13 protein-coding genes are annotated in these 21,716 nt (G+C 59.9%); 9 read left to right on the top strand and 4 right to left on the bottom strand.

Going from position 1 to position 21,716, the window contains the following annotated elements; translation table 11 throughout:
- Positions 1 to 104: 104 nt before the first annotated feature.
- A complete protein-coding gene (locus tag C8275_RS03040) occupies positions 105 to 1,820 on the bottom strand; it encodes a RagB/SusD family nutrient uptake outer membrane protein (protein ID WP_106484050.1) in 1,716 nt (571 codons plus the stop codon).
- A gap of 7 nt (positions 1,821 to 1,827) precedes the next feature.
- Entirely contained in the window at positions 1,828 to 5,073 is a 3,246-nt protein-coding gene (locus tag C8275_RS03035; protein ID WP_106484049.1) for a TonB-dependent receptor, read from the bottom strand.
- A gap of 848 nt (positions 5,074 to 5,921) precedes the next feature.
- Here C8275_RS03035 and C8275_RS03025 point away from each other — a divergent pair.
- The 4 genes from C8275_RS03025 to C8275_RS03010 all read left to right on the top strand — a co-directional run bounded on the left by C8275_RS03025 (position 5,922) and on the right by C8275_RS03010 (position 11,449).
- Entirely contained in the window at positions 5,922 to 7,178 is a 1,257-nt protein-coding gene (locus tag C8275_RS03025; protein ID WP_022385374.1) for a peptidase U32 family protein, read from the top strand.
- A 189-nt stretch (positions 7,179 to 7,367) separates the two neighbouring features.
- Positions 7,368 to 8,843, top strand: coding sequence for a cysteine--tRNA ligase (cysS, locus tag C8275_RS03020; RefSeq protein ID WP_106484047.1), 1,476 nt, complete (start codon positions 7,368 to 7,370; stop codon positions 8,841 to 8,843).
- 89 nt (positions 8,844 to 8,932) lie between these two features.
- A complete protein-coding gene (locus C8275_RS03015) occupies positions 8,933 to 9,415 on the top strand; it encodes a ferritin (protein WP_106484046.1) in 483 nt (160 codons plus the stop codon).
- Between the two features lie 171 nt (positions 9,416 to 9,586).
- Complete coding sequence (locus tag C8275_RS03010) at positions 9,587 to 11,449, top strand: SLC13 family permease (RefSeq protein WP_106484045.1); 1,863 nt, start codon at positions 9,587 to 9,589, stop codon at positions 11,447 to 11,449.
- A 144-nt stretch (positions 11,450 to 11,593) separates the two neighbouring features.
- Here the strand turns inward: C8275_RS03010 and C8275_RS03005 are convergent, their stop codons facing one another.
- Together C8275_RS03005 and typA are read right to left on the bottom strand one after the other, a co-directional pair.
- Complete coding sequence (locus C8275_RS03005) at positions 11,594 to 13,603, bottom strand: BCCT family transporter (protein WP_022385370.1); 2,010 nt, start codon at positions 13,601 to 13,603, stop codon at positions 11,594 to 11,596.
- Between the two features lie 248 nt (positions 13,604 to 13,851).
- Positions 13,852 to 15,654 carry a translational GTPase TypA gene (gene typA, locus C8275_RS03000; RefSeq protein WP_022385369.1) on the bottom strand — a complete coding sequence of 601 codons (1,803 nt, stop codon included), beginning with the start codon at positions 15,652 to 15,654 and terminating at the stop codon, positions 13,852 to 13,854.
- 115 nt (positions 15,655 to 15,769) lie between these two features.
- On the opposite strand from typA, the gene rpsO reads away from it, so the two are divergent.
- The 5 genes from rpsO (at position 15,770) to C8275_RS02975 (ending at position 21,716) form a co-directional block, all read left to right on the top strand.
- A complete protein-coding gene (gene rpsO / locus C8275_RS02995; RefSeq protein ID WP_022385368.1) occupies positions 15,770 to 16,039 on the top strand; it encodes a 30S ribosomal protein S15 in 270 nt (89 codons plus the stop codon).
- 143 nt (positions 16,040 to 16,182) lie between these two features.
- Positions 16,183 to 17,631 (top strand): potassium/proton antiporter, encoded by a 1,449-nt coding sequence (locus C8275_RS02990; protein ID WP_106484044.1) that lies wholly within the window; start codon positions 16,183 to 16,185, stop codon positions 17,629 to 17,631.
- Positions 17,628 to 18,443, top strand: a complete 816-nt coding sequence (locus tag C8275_RS02985) for a carboxylesterase (protein WP_106484043.1) — start codon at positions 17,628 to 17,630, stop codon at positions 18,441 to 18,443. Before C8275_RS02990 ends, C8275_RS02985 begins: the two co-directional genes overlap by 4 nt.
- A 353-nt stretch (positions 18,444 to 18,796) precedes the next feature.
- Positions 18,797 to 19,270 carry an HU family DNA-binding protein gene (locus C8275_RS02980; RefSeq protein ID WP_106484042.1) on the top strand — a complete coding sequence of 158 codons (474 nt, stop codon included), beginning with the start codon at positions 18,797 to 18,799 and terminating at the stop codon, positions 19,268 to 19,270.
- 400 nt (positions 19,271 to 19,670) lie between these two features.
- Entirely contained in the window at positions 19,671 to 21,716 is a 2,046-nt protein-coding gene (locus tag C8275_RS02975; RefSeq protein ID WP_106484041.1) for a DUF3857 domain-containing protein, read from the top strand.

The following is a 21,716-nucleotide window of genomic DNA, read 5'->3' as shown; positions in this document are numbered from 1 at the left end:
TGGGATCGCAGAGACGGCAGAAGCCTCCCCCACTCTCCCCGAGGAGAATGGAGGAGGCAGGAGAGAGCTTGTCTACTGCATGTTCAGTCTGCCAGGCGGGAGGCTTAATAGCCGGGGTTCTGCTCCACGTGAGCCTGGTTGAGGTCGATGGCGGCCTGCGGGATGGGGCGCAGGATCTTGTACTTGCCGTCGGGTCCCGTCAGCGCACTGAGCTCGACACCGTCCTCGTTGTACTCGGTGACGTACTCGATGAGCTTGTGCGTGCGCTTCAGGTCGGTCCAGCGGACGTACTCGCCTGCCAGCTCGCGGGCGCGCTCGTCGAGGATGAAGTCGATGGTAATGTCGGCAGCGTCGACGTGCATGGCTGTCTCGTAGCCACTCTTGATGGTTCCGGGACGCTGACGCAGGTTGTTGATCATCTCCGCAGCCTGCTGCATGTCGCCCTTCTTGTAGTAAGCCTCAGCGGCGATCAGGTAGGCTTCGCCCAGGCGTGCCAGGACAACGTCGTGCATGCTGCACGTGGTGCTCCGGTTGGCAATGGAGGTCTCGGTGTAGTCGTCAAACTTCTTGATGGCGGCGTTGCCGAAGTCCTGCGTCCGCCGGTCCTTGTAGGAAGCCGGCTGACCGTTGGACGGTGCGATGCCGCCCTCGGCGACGGTCTTGCTGACTATGGTCTCGGTCTTGATGCCGTTCGGGTCGTCGGCACGCCAGGCAGCGATGTCCTCGTCGGTCGCCCAGGCGGGAGCATAGTAGTAGAGTATCTTCGACGTCGGGTTGGTGTACCAGTCGAAGTATGCCTCATGGAACTCCAGCATGAAGGTCTGCTCCAGTCGGCCGTCTCCGCGCGTGTACATCTGCTGGAGACGGAGGGACGGTGCGAAGTTGCCGTCAATCGCCTTGTTGCGTGGCTTCTCGGAGCCACCCTGGTAGGCGCCGAACTGTGCCTGCTGGTAGGACCCGTCGTCAACGGGGTTCTCCACGGCGGAGCTGCTGTACTGCACGCTCCAGAACAGTTCGTCGTTCTCTTCGTTATTGACGTCGAACGCCTCCTCGATGGAGAGCGCGGGAAGCTCCCCGTTGATGGCCTGCCGGGCATAGGTCACGGCGTTGTCGAAGTCCGACGCCTGGGCGATGGATGCCTCCTGTGCCTCGTAGTCGGTGCCGTCGAGCCAGCCACGTGTCAGGTATGCCTTGGCGGCATAGAAGGCGGCTGCCCGCTTATTGGCACGACCGACGCCGGAAGAGGCGCGCTCCAGCAGATGCGAGTCTGCGGACGCCAGGTAGGTAAACTCATCAATGATGAACTGGTAGACCGTGGCGAGGTCGGTGCGCTCGTGGCTCATCACGGCGGACTCGAACATCTCGGTGTTCAGCGCCACCGGACCGAACTGCTGCACGAGCTGGAAGTACCACCATGCCCGTAGATAACGCGCCTCGTCGATGTACTGCAGGCGCTGGGCGTTGTCCTCGGTCGTCTCGCCGTACGCGATGACACTGTTGGCGAGCTGGATGCCCTTGTAGCAACGGTCGTAGAAGTCCTTGATGATGCCTTCATCGGTCGTGAAGGTGTACTGTCCCATGACCACGCCCTGGCTCTTGCCGTCGGCATAGAGGTCCGTGCCCGCCACGAAGAGCTGGGGCTGTGCGCTGTAGATGGTGCGGAGCGAGGAGTAGGCGCTGTTCGTGAGGCTGGCGAAGCCGTTCGCCGTGTTGTAGAACTCCTCGGTGGGGACGTTCGATTTGTTGTCTTGCTCCAAAAAGTCCGAGCAGGCGGTAAACGCCAGGGAGGCCGCAAGTGCGAAAATGTATAGGTGTTTCATGATTGCATTAGAATTTTAAGTTAATACCAAACTGCCAGCTCGTGGCGCTCACACCGCCGGTACCGTCGCCGACCTGTGCGTCCGCCCACTCAGGGTCGAAGCCCTTGTAGTCCGTCCACACTACGGGATTGACCACGTTGGCATACAGACGCAGGTGGGAGATGTGCAGCTTCTTGAGCCACGACGTCGGGAAGGTGTAGCCCAGGGTGATGTTCTTTATCTTCACGTACGAGTTGTCCACGAAGTACTGCGAGCGGTCTTCGCTGGCACCGGACAGCCAGTAGGAGCCGCCGCCCTTGCCGTTGCCGCCGTTCGTCGGGAAGGGCCAGCTGCCGTAGTGCGTCGAGGTCGTGGTCGTCATCGAGCCGTCCTCGGCAAGCGTCGGTACGCCTTCGGGGATATAGTAGTCGATGTTCAGGCGCTGCATGCCGCGCTGCGAGTAGTCGGTGAACTCGCCCATGAACGGAGAGTAGACCGTGCCTCCCTGGCTCGTGTAGATGTTCAGGCTGAGGTCCCAGTTCCTGTAGGTCAGGTTCGAGACGAAGCTTCCCGTCCACGTCGGTGCGCAATGGCCGAGAATCATCTTGTCGTTCGCGTCGATGACGCCGTCGCCGGTCTTGTCGTAAATCTTCATCTCGCCCTCATAGAACTTGGTCTTTATGTTCGGGTCCTGCGCCATGGCCTGTGCCTCTTCACGCGTACAGACGCCCGTGTACTTGTAGCCGTAGACCACGTCGATGGGGCTGCCGATGAACCACTTGTTGCCCACGAGGTCCTCTTTGCCTCCATTCAGCTCCCGGATGCTGTTGATGTTGCGGGCAAAGGAGAACGACGTCGTCCAGTTCCAGTCCTTCGTGCGGACGTTGTTCGTGTTCAGCTGAACCTCGATACCCTTGTTGTTCACCTTGCCGACGTTGCTCACCACGGCGCCCGAGTAGGAGCCCAGTTCGAGCGGCGTCTGCATCTCCATCAGCAGGTCGCTGGAGTTCTTGTTGTACAGGTCCACCGAACCGTTGATGCGGTTGTCCAGGAAGCCGAAGTCCACGCCGACGTTGAACTCCGTCGTCCGTTCCCACGTGAGGTCGGGGTTGATCATCGTGTAGCCGAAGCCGTTGGCTACCGTGCTGCCGAAGTTGTAGTAGTACTTCACGTTGGCGAGCGCCTGCGTGTCGTAGGGACCTACGCCCGCGTTGTTACCCGTCACACCGAAGCTGGCACGGAGCTTCAGGTTGCTCAGCCAGCCGCGTACCGGCTCCATGAACTTCTCTTCGGTCATGCGCCAGGCGACGGCTGCCGAGGGGAACATACCCCAGCGGTTCCCTTCGCTGAACTTCGAGCTGCCATCCCAGCGCGAGGATACGGTCACCATGTACTTGCCCTTGTAGTCGTAGTTGACGCGCGCCACGTAAGACAACATCGTGATGCGCTCATAGTAGCTCGACTGGCTCTGCACCGTTCCCGAGCCGAGGTTGTGCCAGTCGACGTCGAACGGCATATCGACCACGCCCATGTAGTCGCCTTCCATCCGCTGGTCGTAGACACTGAACAGGCCCAGCACGTTCACGTTGTGGTCGCCGAACGACTTGATGAAGTTCGCCTGCGTGTCCCATGTGTAGGAGAACACCTGGTCGTTGTACTTCTCCGCCATGTTCGTCTTACCCGAGCGGTACTGCGTGTTGCCGTTGTAGAACGTGCCCCGCTCGCTCTTCGTGTACATGGGCGAGAAGGTCGTCTTCAGGATGACCTCCTTGATGGGGCTGTACTGCAGGTAGAGGTTCGCCATGATGTCATAGGAGCGTGTGTTGTCCTTGGAGTTCTCGCGGTCGACCAGCGGGTTGATGTTCGAGGTCGGTCCGCCGCCGTTGGGATAGATGGCGGCATCCTTGCCCGGCTGGACGATGAGCTCGCCGGCATTCTCCCCCTCCCAGTAGTACGCCGGCATCGTCGGCGTCATGCGGAAGCCCGAGAGGACGGCGTAGTTGCTGCCGCTCTCCTTGAGCGACGTTGCCATGTTGGTGGAGAATCCTGCCGACACCTTGTCGGAGATTTTATGGTCGACGGCTCCCTTCAGGTTCCAGCGGCTGTAGCCGTCATAGAGCACGCCCTCCTCGTTCTGGTAGCCGAGGCCGACGCGATAGCTGATGTCGCGCGCGTTGCCGGTGATGTTGACGAAGTGGTTCTGTTGCGAGCCGGTGCGTGTCACCAGGTCCACCCAGTCGGTGTAACGCTTGTTGCGGTACATGTCCTTGACGACCTCGCTGCCCCCGCCCCAGAAGTTCTGGTAGTTGGCGTCCGTCATGTTCCATGTCGTCAGACCCGTACTGCTGTCCATCGACGACTCGAAGTAGCGGTAGAAGCGCCAGTTGAGGAACTGGTCACCGTCCATGAAGTCGGGCATGTTCGTCGTGTGCTTCACGCCGTAGTATCCGTCATAGCTGACGGTCGCGCGCGACTCCTCGGGTGCGCCCTTCTTGGTCGTAATCATCAGCACGCCGTTCGTGGCGCGTGAACCGTAGATAGCCGTCGAGGAGGCATCCTTGAGGACGTCTACCTTCTCGATGTCCATCGGGTTGAGGAAGTCCATGTTGTCGCATACCACCCCGTCGATGACGTAGAGGGGCTCCCCGTCGTTGAGCGAGCTCTTACCACGAATCTGGATGCTGAACCCGTCGCCCGCGCGGCTCGAAGACTGGGTGATGTTCACACCGGCGACCTGTCCCTGGAGACTCTCCATGACCGACGTCGAGCCGCGTGCCGAAATCACGTCCGACTTCACGCTCCCGACGGAGCCTGTCAGGTCGGACTTCTTCACCACGCCATAGCCCACCACGACCACCTCGTCGAGCAGCTGGTCATCGGGGACCATGCTGACCTGGCAGTCGGAGCGCCCTTTCAGTTCGATTTCCTGCGTACGGAAGCCCACGTAGGAGATGACAAGTGTGGCGTCCGCAGGTGCGTTGAGTTTGAAATTACCGTCGAAGTCGGTCACCGTTCCCAGCTTCGTACCCTTCACCTGGATGGATACGCCGATGAGCGGTTCCCCCTTCTCGTCGACCACCCGTCCGGTGACCGACCTGTTCTGTTGAGTGACGGCAGCCTGGACATCGGTTGCGGCATTCACGTCCGCCGCCAGGAGCAGCTGCGGCGCCATCATCATGCCCAACGAGAGGCTACAGGCAAACAGTGTGTTTTTCGAAAGACATCTACCCGTGTGACGGGAGACGCTCGTGTGTGTGTTTCCTCGGTAGTTCATATTTTTCATGTTTAGATTGCTCGCAAAGAAAGCCCGAACCTCCGTTCCGACGGTGTAAAAACTGACACAAATGATGGAAAAACTGGTATTCTCTGCTGTAAAACATGTTTTGGAGCCTCGTTCCGCCCCTCCAATTAACAATTGATAGTTGACAAGTGACAACGTCCGTCCGGTGTGAGGACCCTTTCCGCAAAGTCCGTTTGTCACAATGACACCGTTTCGCCGGTTTTAACACCACATTTTCCCGATTCGGCGTTTTCAGCTGACGCGTACTTTCGCAAATTTCTCCCTTCCAGAAAATCGCGCGTTAAATATTTTAAGACATGGACGCCAGAATGCGCCAAAAGTAACGTCCATTCACACAAATAAACCTTTTCTAACGCGAAAAAAGCATCCGCCGAACCCATTTTCACGGTCCGAAGCACCTGTGACTGGCTTCGTACGGACGCGTCCGCACCACCGTACCGACGTGTCCGCACCGTCGTACCGACGCGTCCGTACGAAAACAGCCCCCTGTCCCCATTTTTTAGAGCCCGAAGGGGCACGATTCCCGATGTGTGAAATTGCGTCCGTCCGTGTGAAAAGACCGACGGAAGGGAACGCAGGAAGAGAAAAACCGTGCAGAAGGAAAGGAAACCGACGGAAAAACCGTCAAGGTGCATTTCGCAAACCGCCTGAAAATTCATTCCCGGTCACCAATCCGTATTTTGGCGCAACGAAGCCCCTTCCCGGGCGATTCATTTGACGTTTTGACAAAACGACACAACCGCCACCTCCCGTCCGCAACACAACGGTTCAACCGAAAATCGTTACCTTTGCACCCGGTAACCAAATTGAGACCCAACATCATGACAACCTATTCCATAAACGACTTCGAGATTATGGCTCCGGTGGGCTCGCGCGAGTCGCTTGCCGCCGCCATACAGGCAAAGGCCGATTCCATCTACTTCGGCATCGAGAACCTCAACATGCGGGCACACTCCGCCAACACCTTCACCGTGGACGACCTGAAGGAGATTGCCGCCACCTGCGACGCGCACGGCATGAAGAGCTACCTTACCGTCAATACCATCATCTACGACGAGGACCTGGAGCTCATGCGACGCATCTGCGATGCGGCTCACGAGGCAGGCATCTCCGCCGTCATCGCTGCCGACGTGGCGGTGATGGACTACTGCAACCGCATCGGTCAGGAGGTGCACCTGTCGACGCAGCTCAACATCTCCAACATCGAGGCGCTGCGCTTCTACGCGCGTTTTGCCGACGTCGTCGTCCTCGCCCGGGAGCTGAACCTGGAGCAGGTGCGGGAGATTCACCGACACATCGTCGAGGAGAACATCTGCGGACCCGGCGGACAGCAGGTGCGCATCGAGATGTTCTGTCACGGCGCGCTCTGCATGGCAGTCTCCGGCAAGTGCTACCTCAGCCTGCACGAGCTGAACTCGTCCGCCAACCGCGGTGCGTGCACGCAGATATGCCGACGCGCCTACACCGTGCGCGACCGGGACAGCAACATCGAGCTGGATGTGGAGAACAAGTACATCATGTCGCCCAAGGACCTGAAGACCATCCACTTCATGGACCGCATGATCGAGGCGGGCGTCCGTGTGTTCAAAATCGAGGGACGGGCACGCGGACCCGAATACGTCCGCATCGTCGCAGAGTGCTACAAGCAGGCCATCGCCGCCTGCCTCGACGGGACGTTCACGCCCGAGAAGGTGGCTGCGTGGGAGGAACGCCTCAAGACGGTCTTCAACCGCGGCTTCTGGGACGGCTACTACCTGGGGCAACGCCTGGGCGAGTGGAGCCGGCGCTACGGTTCGGAGGCGACGCAGAAGAAGGTCTACGTGGGCCGCGGCATGAAGTACTTCTCGCAGCTCGGCGTGGCGGAGTTCCTGACGGAGGCGTCGGACCTTCACGTCGGGGACGACCTGCTCATCACGGGCCCCACCACGGGAGCGCTCTTCCTGAAGCTGGAGGACCCGCGCGTAGACCTCCGCTCGGTGGACCATGTGGACAAGGGGGTACACGTCTCCTTCAAGGTGCCCGAGAAGATACGCCCCAGCGACAAGCTCTACAAGCTGGTCTCTACAATTGACAATTGACAAGGAACAACTGACAATGTGGGGACGGACGCCCGACCGGTCGCCCCTGTATCCGCCGCCTGACGGACGGGGGCACACACCGGAGGGACATTGTCAATTGTCAATTATCCATTGTCAATTGTCCCGGAAACTTTGTCAATTGTCAATTTAAGCCTATCTTTGTAGCTACTCAACTAAACACAACCATCTATGGAACAAAAACTGTACATCTACAATACATTGTCCCGCAAGAAGGAGGAGTTCATTCCCCTGCATGCTCCTCATGTGGGCATGTACGTCTGTGGTCCCACCGTCTACGGTGACGCCCACCTGGGGCATGCACGCCCTGCCATCACGTTCGACCTCGTCTTCCGCTACCTGCAACACCTGGGGTACAAGGTGCGCTACGTCCGCAACATCACCGACGTGGGACACCTGGAGCACGACGCCGACGAGGGAGAGGACAAGATTGCAAAGAAGGCACGGCTGGAGCAGCTCGAGCCGATGGAAGTGGCACAGTTCTATGCCAACCGCTACCACAAGGCCATGGAGGAGCTGAACGTCCTGCCGCCGAGCATCGAGCCCCTCGCATCGGGACACATCATCGAGCAGATACAGCTCGTCAAGGAAATCCTTGCCAACGGCTATGCCTACGAGAGCCAGGGCTCGGTCTACTTCGACGTGGCAAAGTATAACAAGGACCACCACTACGGCAAGCTCTCGGGACGCAACCTCGACGACGTGCTCAACACCACCCGCGAGCTGGACGGCCAGCAGGAGAAGCACAATCCCGCCGACTTCGCCCTGTGGAAGAGCGCACAGCCGGAGCACATCATGCGCTGGCCCAGCCCCTGGAGCGACGGCTTCCCGGGATGGCACTGCGAGTGCACCGCCATGGGACGGAAGTACCTCGGCGCCCACTTCGACATCCACGGCGGCGGCATGGACCTCGTCTTCCCCCACCATGAGTGCGAGATTGCACAGAGCGTGGCATCGCAGGGCGACGACATGGTGCACTACTGGATGCACAACAACATGATTACCATCAACGGGACGAAGATGGGCAAGAGCCTCGGCAACTTCATCACCCTCGACCAGTTCTTCAACGGGACGCACCCGCTGCTCTCGCAGTCGTACAGCCCGATGACCATCCGCTTCTTCATCCTCCAGGCACACTACCGCAGCACGGTGGACTTCAGCAACGAGGCTCTCCAGGCTGCCGAGAAGGGGATGCAGCGGCTCATGGAGGCGTATGACAACCTCTGCCACATCCAGCCGTCCGCCACGTCGAGCGTGGACGTGTCCGGCCTCCGGCAGAAGTGCTACGACGCCATGAACGACGACTTCAACTCTCCCATCGTTATCGCACACCTCTTCGACGCCTGCAAGGCCATCAATACCGCTTATGACAAAAAGGCAACCCTCTCTGCCACCGACCTGGAAGAGCTGAAGGCGGTCTTCGACCTCTTCCTGTTCGACCTGCTCGGCATGCAGCGCGAACAGGGCACGGGAGCTGCCCGCGAGGAAGCTTTCGGCAAGGCGGTCGACATGCTGCTCCAGCAGCGCATGACCGCCAAGGCGAACAAGGACTGGGCGACGAGCGACCGCATCCGCAACGAGCTGACCGCCCTGGGCTTCGAAGTCAAGGACACGAAGGACGGCTTCGCCTGGCGCCTGCTGAAGTGACGATTTGTCAGCGCGCCCCTGTCCGGTACGCTTTTTGCCGCCCCGGACGTGTACAAACGTATTATTCACCAACTAAATATATTACAGCTATGATTAGTGAGAAAATGCAAAAAGCCATCAATGAGCAAGTAACGGCAGAGATGTGGTCTGCCAATCTCTACATGTCAATGTCCTTCTACCTCAAGATGGAGGGCTTCGACGGCTTTGCACACTGGATGAAGAAACAGTCTGATGAGGAATTGGCACACGCCTACAGCATGGCTGACTATGTCATCAAGCGTGGTGGCAAGGTGACGGTAGACAAGGTCGACGTGGTCCCCACCGGATGGGGAAGCCCGCTGGAAGTGTTCGAGCATGTGTACGAACATGAGTGCCACGTGTCGGAGCAAATCAACTCGCTGCTCGACATCGCCAAGGCGGAAAATGACAAACCGACGGAGGACTTCCTCTGGAGCTTCGTCCGCGAACAAGTGGAAGAGGAGGCTACCGTGCAGAACATCGTCGACCGCATCCGCAAGATGGGCGACACGGCCCTCTGCTACCTCGACGGGCAATATGGCGCACGCCAGTAAGCCCCACCGTGCCGTCGCAGACGTGCACACCCTCATTTCATGAACAGGCTGAAAGGAGCCGGACAAACTATCTTGCCCGGCTCCTTTCTCTTTTTATATCATCCTGACGGGGAGGCGCCGGCGGACGTCCCGCACCCCGCTCCCTCCCGTCGCTTCAAACTAGACTGACTTATGCTGATAACACTCCTCATCCTACTCCTCTCCGCCGTGTTCTTCGTCAACGGCAAGGTCCGCTCGGACATCGTCGCGCTCTGTGCGCTGGTGGCACTGCTGCTGTTTCACATCCTCACGCCCGACGAGGCGCTCTCGGGCTTTTCCAACAACGTGGTCATCATGATGGTGGGGCTGTTCGTCGTGGGCGGCGCCATCCTCCAGACCGGACTGGCGAAGATGATAAGCGCGCGCATCCTGAAGCTTGCCGGCGAGAGCGAACTGCGCCTCTTCGTGCTCATCATGCTCGTGACGGCAGCCATCGGCGCCTTCGTCAGCAACACGGGTACGGTCGCCCTGATGCTGCCCATCGTGGTGAGCATGGCGGCGGGCGCGGGCGTCAACTCCAGCCGTCTGCTGATGCCCCTGGCTTTCGCCAGCAGCATGGGCGGCATGATGACGCTCATCGGTACGCCGCCCAACCTCGTCATCCAGAACACCCTGACGGCAGCAGGCTATGAGCCGCTGTCGTTCTTCTCCTTCCTCCCCGTCGGCCTGGTCTGCCTCGCCGTGGGTCTGCTGGTGCTCCTCCCGCTGAGCAAGTGGGTGCTCGCCAAGCGCGGACAGAAGCGCGACGACCGTCACCGCTCGGGCAAGTCGCTCTCCCAGCTCGTGCGCGAATACGGGCTGTCGAGCAACCTCTTCCGTCTGCAGGTGCCGGGAGGCTCTGAGGCGGAAGGGCGCACCATCGTCGACCTGGACATCCGCCGGCGCTACGGGCTGGACATCCTCGAGGTGCGGCGCGGCGACATCTCGCAGCACCGCTTCCTGAAGACCATCACGCAGAAGCTTGCCGACCCGGAGACGGCGTTGCAGGGAGGCGACATCCTCTATGTGAAGGGGGACTTCGACCAGGTGAAGCTGCTGGCTGACGACTACCGCCTCGCCCTCATCGACGGGCACACGACGGAGGAGGCGGCAAGCACGTCGAACGTGCTCGACTTCTACGACATCGGCATCGCCGAGATTCTGGTCATGCCGACGGCGCACATCGTGAACCGTCAGGTCAAGGAGGCGGGCTTCCGCGACAAGTTCAACGTGAACGTACTGGGCATCCGCCGCAAGAAGGAGTACCTGCTCAACGACCTGGGACGCGAGGCCATCCACGGGGGCGACGTGCTGCTCGTGCAGGGTACGTGGGAGAACATCGCCCGCCTGGAACGCGAGGATGCCGACTGGGTGGTGCTGGGTCAGCCGCTTGCCGAGGCGGCACGTGTGACGCTCGACTACAAGGCGCCCGTGGCGGCTGCCATCATGGTACTCATGGTCGCCATGATGGTGTTCGACTTCATCCCCGTGGAGCCGGTGACGGCGGTGATGATTGCCGCCCTCCTGATGGTGCTCACGGGGTGTTTCCGCAACGTGGAGGCTGCCTACAAGACCATCAACTGGGAGAGCATCGTGCTCATTGCCGCCATGCTGCCCATGTCGCTGGCGCTGGAGAAGACCGGTGCGAGCGACTACATCTCCAGCACGCTGGTGAGCGGACTGGGCAGCTACGGTCCCATGGCGCTCATGGCAGGCATCTACTTCACGACCTCGCTGATGACGATGTTCATCAGCAACACCGCCACGGCCGTCCTGCTGGCACCCATCGCGCTCCACAGTGCGGAGGCTCTCGGCGTGAGCCCCGTGCCCTACCTCTTCGCAGTGACCCTGGGCGCCAGCATGTGCTTTGCCTCTCCGTTCTCCACGCCGCCCAACGCGTTGGTGATGCCTGCCGGACAGTATACCTTCATGGACTACATCAAGGTGGGCCTTCCGCTACAAGTCATCATGGGCATCGTGATGATATTCGTGCTCCCGCTGCTGTTCCCGTTCTAACAATTGACAATCGTTTCAATTGACAATTGACAATTGACAATTGGTGATACCTCCCAAATAGACCGTTCGGCGTGTCATCCTTCCTCAGCAGGAAGACAAGCACGCCGAACGGCCATTGTCCATTGTCAATTGTCCATTGTCAATTTATCCGTTGTATCGCTTCTTGTCGACAAACATCATCGCCTTCTGTTCGTCCGCCACGACACGGATGTATCGTTCGTACTCGCGGAGGACGTCGGCGATGATTTCCTCCTTATTCAAATACTGGATGTCGTATCCCATCCTGCCGTCCGTGTAGTAGGTCACCGGGAGATACTGCTTGTTGGAGTCCACGTCGGGGGTGTTGTCCTCGCCGATGATGTAGTCGGAGATGCTCTGCACCTCGGTGGTCACGCCGTAACGGAAGTTCCACACCTTCTCGAAGGGGATTTGCAGCTCGATGGAGAGCTTGCCGTTCTGCCCCGTGAGGATGTGTGCGTCGATGCCCTTGCGGCTCAGCTCGTCGCGCAGCTCCTCGAAGGCGGGCTGCACCTTCTCGGCGAAGAAGCGCTTGATGTCCCGCTTCTGCGAGAAGGTCAGAATCTGGTCGAGCCTTTCGTGCCAGTGGCTGCCGTCCCAGGTCGCGCTGCCATAGGGCCGCTTGGAGCTGTGGTAGAGCCTGTCGGTGCGCAGGGCACGCAGCAGGCACAGGCAGAGGAGCACCATGATGACGCCGAACGGGAGGGCGGAGATGAGCGTCATCGTCTGGAGCGACTGCAGGCCGCCGGCATAGAGGAGCGCCATCGTGATGGTGGCGAGCAGGATGCCCCAGAAGGCGTTCTGCCACTTGGGCGCATTGGGGCGGTTGTTCGACGAGATGCTGTTCATCACCAGGATGCCCGAGTCGGCGGAGGTGACGAAGAAGACGGCAATCATCATCAGCGTGAGCACGCACAGGGGTGTGGCGAGGGGGAACTGTTCGAGGAACTTGAAGAGCAGCACGTCGGGGTTGCCGGCGAGCGCCGAGAGGGCGCCGTGCACCACGTTGCGGTCAATGTAGATGGCACTGTTGCCGAAGACCGTCATCCACAGGAAGATGAAGAACGAGGGGACGAGCAGCACCGCCAGGATGTACTCGCGGATGGTGCGTCCCTTGGAGATGCGGGCAATGAACAGCCCGACGAACGGTGCCCAGCTGATCCACCACGCCCAGTACATGACGGTCCATCCGGTGAACCACCCGACGCCGTCCTTCTCGAAGGCGAAGGTCTTGAAGGTGAGGTTGGCGAACTGGTTGATGTAATAGCCGATGCCCTCGCTGAAGGCATTCATCAGGAAGGCGGTCGGTCCGAGCAGGAGGACGAAGAGCATCAGTACGATTGCCATCGTCAGGTTGATTTCGCTCAGCCGCTTGACGCCCTTGTTGACCCCGGCGACAGCCGACGCAATCGCCATGGAGCTGACCACCACAATGATGAGCGCCTGGAAGAGGAAGCTGGACTCGCGGAGGATGCCCAGGTGCACCAGTCCGGCGTTGAGCTGTACGACACCGAAGCCGAGCGAGGTCGCGATGCCGAAGAAGGTGCTGACCAGGGCGAAGATGTCGACCACATCGCCCACCCGTCCATTGATGCGATTGCGCAGGAGGGGGTAGAGTCCGCTGCGGATGGCAAGCGGAAGTTTGTAGCGGAAGGAGAAGTAGGCGAGAATCAGCCCCATGAGTCCGAAGATGGACCAGGCATGGATGCCCCAGTGGAAGAACGTGGCGAGCTGCGCCTCCTTGGCAGGATTGAGCGTGTCGGGCAAGGCAGGGTTGACGTAGTGGGACATGGGCTCCGCCACACCGAAGTACATCAGTCCGATACCCATCCCGGCGGCAAAGAGCATGGCTATCCACGAGAAGAAGCTGTACTGCGGACGGGAGCTGTCCGCTCCCAGACGGATGGCACCGATCTTGCTGAACGCCAGCACGCAGAGGAAGATGAAGAAGAACGATATCATCAGGGTGTAAGCCCAGCTCAGCTTGTCGTAGATGAGCGTCTGGATGGATGCAAGGCAGGCGTTGGTCTGCCTGGGGAACAGTGCGCAGATGACGGACAGCCCAACGAGGACTGCCAGTCCCGGATAGGCGACACGTCGCGTGAAGGTTGGTTGCAGGTTAGGAAAAAACTTCATAAGTGTACGAGTGTTTAGGTTTATGGTTTCGGCTCCCATGAGCCGGAGACTTGAAGGCTTCCGCAGAAGCACGGTTGACAAATATACGGAAAATCAGCCGTTATGACGACACGGCTACTCATTTATTAACAATTGGGCAGTCAGTGTGGCAGGGATAAAAGAAGAAGCGCGGATGCACCGGATGCCCTGAGCACCCCGGCGCTGTCCGCGCTTCCGAGAACTATTAAAGAATGTTTGCTTGTACAGCCTTACACTTTGTTGGCACGCTTGCGCTCGGTCTCGTCGAGGATGACCTTGCGCATGCGCATGCTCTTGGGCGTCACCTCCACGTACTCGTCCTCCTTGATGTATTCGAGAGCCTCCTCGAGCGAGAAGATGACGGGCGGGATGATGCGCGCCTTGTCGTCAGAGCCCGACGCACGCATGTTGGTGAGCTTCTTCGACTTGGTGACGTTGATGACGAGGTCGTTCTCATGCACGTGCTCGCCCACGACCTGTCCGGCATAGACCTCCTCCTGCGGATAGATGAAGAAGCGTCCGCGGTCCTGGAGCTTGTCGATGGCGTAGGCGAAGGCGGTACCCGTCTCCATGGCAATCATGGAACCGTTGGTGCGGCGTTCGATGTCGCCCTTGTAGGGTTGGTACTCCTTGAAGCGGTGCGCCATGATGGCTTCGCCGGCAGATGCCGTGAGGACGTTCGTACGCAGTCCGATGATGCCGCGCGAGGGGATGTCGAACTCGATGTCGACCCGGTCGCCGATGGTCTGCATCGACGTCAGCTCGCCCTTGCGTCGGGTGACCATATCAATCATCTTGCTGGAGTATTCCTCGGGGACGTTGATGGTCAGCTCCTCGATGGGCTCACACTTCTTGCCGTCAATCTCCTTGTAGATGACCTGCGGCTGTCCCACCTGAAGCTCATAGCCTTCGCGGCGCATGGTCTCGATGAGGACGGAGAGGTGCAGCACGCCTCGGCCGGAGACAATCCACTTGCCGTCCTCGTTCTCGGTCTTGCGGACGCGGAGGGCAAGGTTCTTGTCGAGCTCGCGGGTGAGGCGGTCCTGGATGTGGCGTGAAGTGACGAACTTGCCTTCCCGTCCGAAGAAAGGCGAGTCGTTGATGGTGAAGAGCATGCTCATGGTCGGCTCGTCGATGGCAATGGGCGGCAGCGGTTCCGGGTTGTCGAAGTCGCAGATGGTGTCGCCGATTTCGAATCCTTCCAGACCGACAACGGCGCAGATGTCGCCCGAAGAGACGGACTGGACTTTCTTGCGTCCGAGTCCCTCGAAGGTATGCAGTTCCTTGATTTTCGACTTCACGAGCGTCCCGTCACGGCGTGCCAGGGTGATGTTCATGCCCTCGGTGAGCGTCCCGCGGTGCACGCGGCCCACGGCGATACGTCCGGTATAGGATGAGAAGTCGAGTGAAGTGATGAGCATCTGGGGAGTGCCCTCCAGCTGTTTGGGGGCAGGGATGTACTTGATGATGGCGTCGAGCAGCGGGGTGATGCTGTCGGTAGGCTTGCGCCAGTCCTCGCCCATCCAGTTGTTCTTTGCCGAACCGTAGAGGACGGGGAAGTCGAGCTGGTCCTCGGTGGCATTGAGTGAGAACATGAGGTCGAACACCATCTCGTAGACCTCCTCGGGGCGGCAGTTGGGCTTGTCGACCTTGTTCACCACAACGATGGGCTTCAGCCCGATTTGCAGTGCCTTCTGGAGGACGAACCGGGTCTGCGGCATGGGTCCCTCGAAGGCGTCGACGAGCAGGATGCAGCCGTCCGCCATGTTGAGCACACGCTCCACCTCTCCGCCGAAGTCGGCGTGTCCCGGAGTGTCGATGATGTTGATTTTGGTATCTTTGTAGTTGATTGATACATTCTTCGAAAGAATCGTTATCCCTCGTTCGCGTTCCAAGTCGTTGTTATCCAATACAAGCACGCCGTTTGTCTGATCATTGCGGAAGAGGTGTCCCGCCAACATCATCTTGTCGACGAGCGTCGTCTTCCCGTGGTCGACGTGCGCAATGATTGCGATGTTTCTTATATTCTGCATACTATTACCTTAAATTTTCGGGCGCAAAGTTACAAGAAAATCTTTGAATAGGCATTGCGCATTGAGGAATATTGTCTATCTTTGCGCCCGCAAATCAATTTTAAACTAACTCATTATGTACTTAGACGCTGCAAAGAAACAAGAGATCTTTGGACAATACGGAAAGTCTAACACTGATACTGGCTCACCTGAAGCGCAGATAGCATTGTTCTCATACCGTATTTCCCACTTGACGGAGCACATGAAGCGCAACCGTAAAGATCATAGCACAGAAAGAGCTTTGACTACTCTCGTCGGCAAACGCCGCGCATTGTTGAACTACCTCAAGGATCGCGACATCGAGCGTTACCGCGCCATCCTGAAAGCTCTGAACTTGCGTAAGTAATCCCGCATTGCTTACGGCGCAAACGAACTTCAAGCCCCTGCCTCTCCCCACGAGACGCAGGGGCTTGCCGGTTTTTGGCACTCCCCCCTTCCTCACATTCCCCCGTTTTTTCCTATCTTTACGCCCACAAACCACTCCCGCCTATGATATTCACCGCAGAAAACATCCTGCTGCTCGGCTCCGTGCTTATCTTCTGCAGCATACTCATCAGCAAGACGGGCTATCGCTTCGGCATACCCACGCTGCTCCTCTTCCTGCTCGTCGGCATGCTCTTCGGGAGCGACGGGCTCGGGCTCCAGTTCCACAGCGCCACAGACGCACAGTTCATCGGCATGATGGCGCTCAGCATCATCCTCTTCACCGGAGGTATGGATACCAAGTTCACCGAGATACGCCCCGTGCTCGCCCAGGGCATTCTGCTCTCCACCGTCGGCGTGCTCGCCACCACCCTCCTCACCGGGCTTTTCATCTGCTACATCTCCGGGTGGGACAGCACCAACATCTCCCTTCCGCTGACCACCTCCCTCCTGCTTGCCGCCACCATGTCGTCGACCGACTCCGCGTCGGTGTTCAACCTCCTGCGCTCGCAGCGCATGAACCTCAAGCACAACCTGCGCCCCATGCTCGAGCTGGAAAGCGGAAGCAACGACCCCATGGCATACATGCTCACCATCGTCCTCATCCAGGTCATCACCTCCGACGGCATGAGCTGGGCGGTCATCCTCAAGGACCTTGCCATCCAGTTCTTCTTCGGCGCCATCATCGGCTTTGCACTCGGACGCTTCGCCGTGTGGATCATCAACCGCATCAGCCTCTCCAATGGGTCCCTCTACCCCATCCTCCTGCTCAGCCTCGTCTTCTTCACCTTCACCATCACCGACCTGCTCCACGGCAACGGCTACCTCGCCGTCTACATCACCGGCGTGACCGTCGGCAACGCACGCCTGGCAAACCGTAAGGAGATCAACACCTTCATGAACGGACTGACGTGGCTCTTCCAGATTATCATGTTCCTCGCCCTCGGACTGCTCGTCAACCCGCTGGAGATGGTCGACGTGGCTGCCGTGGCACTGCTCATCGGCGTGTTCATGATTGTCGTGGCACGTCCCGTCAGTGTCTTCCTCTGCCTCCTGCCCTTCCGCCGGCTGCCCGCGCGCGCCAAGTGGTTCGTCTCCTGGGTAGGACTGCGCGGGGCCGTCCCCATCATCTTCGCCACCTACCCCGTCATCGCCCGTGTCGAAGGCTCGCAACAGCTCTTCAACATCGTCTTCTTCATCACCCTCGTCTCCCTCGTCGTGCAGGGCATGACCATTGCACGCGCCGCCCGCCTGCTCCACCTCGACCTCCCCGAAGAGAAGGAGGGCAACGAGTTCGGCGTCGAGCTGCCCGAGGAGATTGACACCCAGCTGCGCGACCTCACGCTCACCCCCGACATGCTCGCCCGGGGAAACCGCCTGGCGGACATGAACATCCCCCGCGGCACCCTCGTCATGCTCGTCAAGCGCGGCGACGAGTTCCTCATCCCCAACGGACAGATGGAGCTGCACGTCGGCGACAAGCTGTTGTTCATCTCGGAAAACAGGAAACCATGAAGTTCATCCCCCAGCCGCCCTTCGTCCTTCCGTGTACAGACCGACGGAGTGACACCGCCGTGCTCTTCCTCCACGGCATCACGGAGGGTCCCGACCAGTTCCGCCGTCCGGCAGCCTGGGCAAACGACCTGGGCTTCGATGCCGCGGCAGCCGTCCTTCCGGGGCATGGCGGCAGTGCCGGGACGTTCGCCCGCTCGGGGCGGGAAGAGTGGGAAGCCTTCGTCCATTCACTGACGGACGACTCCCGCCCCCGCTCCCCCCGCCTCATCCTCGTGGGGCACTCCATGGGCGGGCTGCTTGCCCTGCGGACGTGGACGCGCCGTCCCGACGGCATCGCAGGCATTGTCTGCGTCGGCTGTCCGCTCCACGTGTGGGTGTCGGCACGCGCTGTCCGCGACCTCCTCGGTGTGCGTTACGGACGGGCGGACGCCAGCGACGAGCGGCTTGCCATCCTTCATGCCCTCAATGTCGCCCCGGGTCCCACCCCCGGCTACGTCCGCTGGCTGCCCCGCCTGCGCGACCTCTTCACCCTGATGGCAGACGTACGCCGGGAGCTGCCTTCCGTCCGTGTCCCCCTCCTTGCCGTTCAGGGAGCACGCGACGAGCTGGTCGATGCCCGCCGCAGCCTCCGCTGTTTCCGCCGCCGTGTCGCCCCTGAGTTCCTGCGGACGCTCGTCCTCCCCCAGACCACCCATTTCCTCTATCCACCCACCGACGCCACAGCACTCCGGGAGGCCTTCCGCGCGTTCTGCCGGAGCCTGCAGGAGGAACACTCCGCCCCTCATGGCGACCACGTATCTCCCTGTTGCTGAAAACCTAAAATCAAAAACACCATTTTGCGTTCACACTTTAACGCAAGTAGTTGCCTGTCTTTCAAGGTCCTGATTTTCTAACTTTAGTTAAACATTTTACACCCGATTTTTCAATCCGGAAAACACCTATCTTCGTGCATCCCTTCCGGGAAACGGAAGAGACAAGTCCCTGTTCGAGCTTCCGCAAGCTCCGGTCACCGCAGACCGGTGGCAAGCCGACAGGCAACCCCGGGTCCCTGCAACGCGCCGCCCCGTCACAACATCCACCGCAGACAGGACCCCGGACCTGCCCGCCGACAAGCCGGGCACAACGGAAGCCGGACGCATGTCTAACTATCAAAACGTAACGCATTATGAGTATTCTAGTAAGAGCTATTCAACGAGTGAATCCCAAGGACGTCAAGGGAACACGGAAGTGGTATCCCATACAGTCCACCACCAAGATGGTGACCGAGGATGAGGTGGCACAGCTGATTGCCGACGAGGTCACCCTCAACCCGATGGAAGCCGCCATGGCACTCCGTCAGCTGCGCAAGGTGATGCTGCGCCTGCTCCTCGACGGGAAGAGCGTCCGCCTGGGCGATTGGGGCACCTTCAACATCACGTTGTCGACCGCCGGTTCCGGTGAAAAGAAAGAGCTGACCGCGCGCAACATCAAGCGCGTGAACATCAAGTTCCAACCCGGGAACGAGCTGAAAATCGCCCTCCAGAAAGCCGATTTCGTCTGGCTCGACAAGGTGTTGCAAGGCAACAACGTTGCCGAGGAGGGAGAGAAAGAGACGCCGGAAGAGTCCGGCAAAGAAGGTGATACGGATGAAGGTATTTAAGCCTCTCGCCTGACGGGAAACGCCCGATGCTGACTGACAGCATCGGGCGTTTTTTTTTGTGCGCATGCGCTTGACGGCACCACCCTCCTGCGCATCTCCTCGCCTGCCTTTTGCGTAACGTGCTGTTCCTCTTCGCGCAAGCCCCTTTTTCACCTTGCGCATCTCCCTGTTCCGTCATGCGCAAGACGGTACCGGCGAGATGAGCTTCCCGGCAGAACGAGAAGCGCAAGACGCCGGTAGGGAGATGCGCAAGACGTCAGCAAGGCGATGCGCAGGGAACAACAGGGGGCAATTGCATCCCGATTCTCCTTTTTTCTCACCCGGAATTAGGAAAACTTGAATGAATAAGTTAGCTTTGTCAGCACGAAACAGTACGAAATCCTAAACCGGAGAGAAAATCATGAAAGCACCACGAGTCTGCATACTGGCAAGCCTCCTCCTCTTCCTCTGCGGAGGGAGCCTGTTTGCACAGCACAAGGAGATGAAGTACGGGAAGGTGGGCAAGAAGGAGTTCTCCCTCTATCATCCGACCGACAGCACCACCGACGCCGTGTTCCTGAACAAGGAGGGGTACACCTACTACCGTCAGGAAAACGACGGAAGAATCCGTGTGGAGTCCGAGTTCAAGTTCCGCCTTCAGGTACTGCGCCCCGAAGGGACCAGGTATGCCGACGTAGACATACTCTACTACCGCGGCGAACGCATGGGCGCCACCCAGGAACAGATATCCGCCATCGGCGCGTCGGCATACAACCTCGTCGACGGGAAGGTCGTCGAGACACCCCTTGACCGGAAGTACATCTTCGAGGAACAGGTCACCGGGAACTACCGCCGCTACCGCTTCTCCATCCCGGACGTCAAGCCCGGCACCATCATCGAGTACAAGTACCGGCGCACGTCGAACAACCCCGTCCACCTGGAAGACTGGCGGGTGCAGGAGGACATCCCCGTCTGCTTCGCCCGTTACCAGGTCGACATCCCCGAGGTCTTCCAGTTCAACATCACCGGCAAGGGCAGCATCCCCATGCAGCGCGACCACAAGAAAATCAACAGCGAATTCATCATGCAGGCGTATGACGGGCACCTGAGCCAGATGCAGAACAACCGCTACACGTTCACCAGCACCGACGTCCCGCCCCTGAAGGACGAGCCCCTGGTCTGGTGTGCCGAGAACTACCGCGGCACCGTCTCCTTCGAAATCCGGGGACTGGACCCGCGGCTGGGCCTATCGGCCTTCCAGGGTTCCAACTGGGAGGGTGTCTGCGCCGAGCTGAAGGACTTCTCCGGCTTCGGGAACTACGTGAACATGCGCAACCCCCTGCGCGACGAGCAGGCGGCACTTGCCCTGCCTGCCGACATGCCTGCCACGGAGAAGGCGCTCCGCCTGCACCGGCTGCTCCATGAGCACATCCACTGGGACGGGCACTACAGCATCGCCACCGACGACAGCCCGCGCAAGTGCCTCGACAGGCAGCAGGGCAACAACGCCGCCCTCAACTTCATCTACCTCGCCATGCTCCGCGACGCCGGCATCCGCTGCACCCCCATCCTCGTGAGGGACAAGCGTGCGGGCGACCTCACCGGAAGCGAACCTTCCCTCTCCCGGCTGACGACCTTCGTCGTGGGGCTGCTCGACGAGCAGGGAGCGGTTTACTGCACCGACTGCTCCCTGGAGTGGCCCATGCTGAACCTCCTCCCGGGACACCTGATGGTGAACCTGGGCATCTGCTACACACCCCTCGACGGTCAGCGGCTCATCAGCCTGGCGGACATCGGCACACACACCGCCTCCCTCATGTTCGAGGGCAGCATCACCGACGACGGTTCGCTGACGGGCAAGCTCTCGACCTCCTACACCGGACTGGAGGCGCTCGACGCCCTGCGCCGCCGCACCGCCGAACCGGACTCCGTGGAGCACGTGAAGAAGGAGGCGGAACGCTACGGACTGACGTTCCACACCTACAAGGAGTCCGTCACGGACGCCTACCGCGAGCAGATGGACGTCAGCAAGGACCTCCGGGCAGGCGGCGGCATCATCTACCTGTACCCCTTCCTGCTCGACCAGCTGCCTGCGAACCCCTTCCTGGCTGAGAAGCGCACCTTCCCCGTGGAGTTCCCCGCGAAGTTCACCCGCCGCTTCTTCGGCTTCTACCGGTTGCCGGAAGGCTACGAACCCGAGAGCCTCCCCAAGCCGATGCGGATGCACACCCATGACCGCATGGCGTCGGTGAGCTGTCTCCTCGACCGCCGCCCCGACGGACTGCAGGTGATGCTCGAACTGAAAGTGAACCAATCCATCATCCCCGCCCGCTACTACGGAGAGCTGCGCGAGCTGTGGGATGTCTTCATCGAGTCGGCACAGACACTGCTGACGCTGAAACGGACGGGCGGAAAGGACGGCGCCCCGGTTTCCGTCAGCGGCACTGCCGCCAGGGGGGACAGCTAG

Source organism: Bacteroides sp. Marseille-P3684, assembly GCF_900291465.1.
In the GTDB taxonomy this organism is placed as follows: domain Bacteria; phylum Bacteroidota; class Bacteroidia; order Bacteroidales; family Bacteroidaceae; genus Phocaeicola_A.
This window is presented reverse-complemented; position numbering and strand designations above follow the sequence as displayed.

What these genes read in the sequence shown, in the direction of transcription:
- C8275_RS03040 (WP_106484050.1), bottom strand. Translation starts at nt 1,820, where the DNA reads ATGAAACACCTATACATTTTCGCACTTGCGGCCTCCCTGGCGTTTACC.
- C8275_RS03035 (WP_106484049.1), bottom strand. Translation starts at nt 5,073, where the DNA reads ATGAACTACCGAGGAAACACACACACGAGCGTCTCCCGTCACACGGGT.
- C8275_RS03025 (WP_022385374.1), top strand. Translation starts at nt 5,922, where the DNA reads ATGACAACCTATTCCATAAACGACTTCGAGATTATGGCTCCGGTGGGC.
- cysS (WP_106484047.1), top strand. Translation starts at nt 7,368, where the DNA reads ATGGAACAAAAACTGTACATCTACAATACATTGTCCCGCAAGAAGGAG.
- C8275_RS03015 (WP_106484046.1), top strand. Translation starts at nt 8,933, where the DNA reads ATGATTAGTGAGAAAATGCAAAAAGCCATCAATGAGCAAGTAACGGCA.
- C8275_RS03010 (WP_106484045.1), top strand. Translation starts at nt 9,587, where the DNA reads ATGCTGATAACACTCCTCATCCTACTCCTCTCCGCCGTGTTCTTCGTC.
- C8275_RS03005 (WP_022385370.1), bottom strand. Translation starts at nt 13,603, where the DNA reads ATGAAGTTTTTTCCTAACCTGCAACCAACCTTCACGCGACGTGTCGCC.
- typA (WP_022385369.1), bottom strand. Translation starts at nt 15,654, where the DNA reads ATGCAGAATATAAGAAACATCGCAATCATTGCGCACGTCGACCACGGG.
- rpsO (WP_022385368.1), top strand. Translation starts at nt 15,770, where the DNA reads ATGTACTTAGACGCTGCAAAGAAACAAGAGATCTTTGGACAATACGGA.
- C8275_RS02990 (WP_106484044.1), top strand. Translation starts at nt 16,183, where the DNA reads ATGATATTCACCGCAGAAAACATCCTGCTGCTCGGCTCCGTGCTTATC.
- C8275_RS02985 (WP_106484043.1), top strand. Translation starts at nt 17,628, where the DNA reads ATGAAGTTCATCCCCCAGCCGCCCTTCGTCCTTCCGTGTACAGACCGA.
- C8275_RS02980 (WP_106484042.1), top strand. Translation starts at nt 18,797, where the DNA reads ATGAGTATTCTAGTAAGAGCTATTCAACGAGTGAATCCCAAGGACGTC.
- C8275_RS02975 (WP_106484041.1), top strand. Translation starts at nt 19,671, where the DNA reads ATGAAAGCACCACGAGTCTGCATACTGGCAAGCCTCCTCCTCTTCCTC.